Here is a 1412-nt window from a genome sequence, read left to right as displayed (position 1 = left end):
CGCCCTAGTACTGCAACGGTGCTTGCCGTGACTGCTGGCCAGCTCAGTCGTTGGTGTGGTCATGGGTGGGGACCTTGCTGATGTCAGGCTGTGGGCCGGTGAACTGGACGCTCTGCATGACCAGTTCGTGCACCGGTTCAACCGGGAAGAGCCGCGCCAGTCAGCACTCGCTTACATGCGAGGACTGGTCGCGCCGCTGGAGCGGAAGAACGGCTGGACGCTGGCGGAGGAAGCCGGGCACGAGGGTCCCGATCGCATCCACCGGTTGCTGAACCGGATCGAGTGGGACGCCGACGAGGTCCTGAACGACGTACGCGACTACGTCGTGGATCACCTCGGCGACCGAGAAGCCGTCCTGATCGTCGATGACACCGGTTTCCTGAAGAAGGGCATCCGCTCGGCCGGGGTGCAAAGGCAGTACTCCGGCACTGCGGGACGCACGGAGAACTGCCAGATCGGTGTGTTCCTCGCCTATGCCACCGGCCGCGGACGCACGCTGATCGACCGACGGCTGTATCTGCCCACCTCCTGGACGGACGACCGGGATCGCTGCCGCCGGGCGGGTATCGACGACACGGTCGCCTTCGAGACGAAGGTGGCCATGGCCAAGGCGATGGTCCGCCGGGCCATCGCTGACCGCATACCGTTCGGCTGGGTGACGGCGGACGCCGCCTACGGCTACAGCAAAGGCTGGCGGTTCGAGCTGGAGCAGGCCGATGTCTTCCACGTCATGGCCACCACCCGCCACGACACCGTCGTCACCCGCTGGTCCATCGACCACCCCGTGCACGAACTGTTTCCCGGCCTGCCACGGCAGAAGTGGAAACGCCGCTCCTGCGGGCAGGGAGCTCACGGGCGGCGGATCTTCGACTGGGCCCGCGTCGAGGTGAGGCCCTGGCACCGCGAGGACCGCCGACACTGGGTTCTCGCCCGCCGCAGCGTGAGCAGGCCCGAGGAGATCTCCTACTACATCGCCTACTGTCCGGCCGACACCACGCTGGACGAGCTGATCCGCGTCGCGGGCAGCCGATGGGCTGTTGAGGAATGCTTCCAGACCGCGAAGCAGGAATGCGGCCTGGACGACTACCAAGTCCGCCGCTACCCGGGCTGGCACCGCCACATGACCCTGGCCATGGCCGCCCACGCCTGCCTGACCGTCCTGCGGGCCCGAGAGCTGGACACGGACAAAGCAGAAACGGATCCTCCCAGCTCATCCACCTCAGCCTCGCCGAGATCAGACGCCTGATCACCCGCCTCACCGACCGTCGCCCCGCCCCGGTCGACGACATCCTGCACTGGTCACACTGGCGACGACGACGCCAGCATCAAGCCCGCATCAGCCACTACAAACGACGCGGACACAGCCCCTGAAAACTGCCCAGCACTCAGAACAAGCACCGTTGCAGTACTAG

1 protein-coding gene is annotated in these 1412 nt (G+C 66.4%); it reads left to right on the top strand.

Annotated features, from left to right (window positions below; genetic code table 11):
- Window positions 1-61: 61 nt before the first annotated feature.
- Window positions 62-1246: an IS701 family transposase gene (locus tag ABT009_RS47355; protein ID WP_351309677.1), complete on the top strand. Its 1185-nt coding sequence runs from the start codon at window positions 62-64 to the stop codon at window positions 1244-1246.
- Window positions 1247-1412 lie beyond the last annotated feature (166 nt).

Source organism: Streptomyces sp. NPDC002896, from assembly GCF_040295225.1.
GTDB lineage: Bacteria > Actinomycetota > Actinomycetes > Streptomycetales > Streptomycetaceae > Streptomyces.
Note: the sequence above shows the minus strand (reverse complement) of the source record. Positions and strands in the feature narration are given on the sequence as shown.

Bases quoted from the DNA above. Each gene is read 5' to 3' on its own strand.
- ABT009_RS47355 (WP_351309677.1), top strand. From the start codon at position 62: ATGGGTGGGGACCTTGCTGATGTCAGGCTGTGGGCCGGTGAACTGGAC.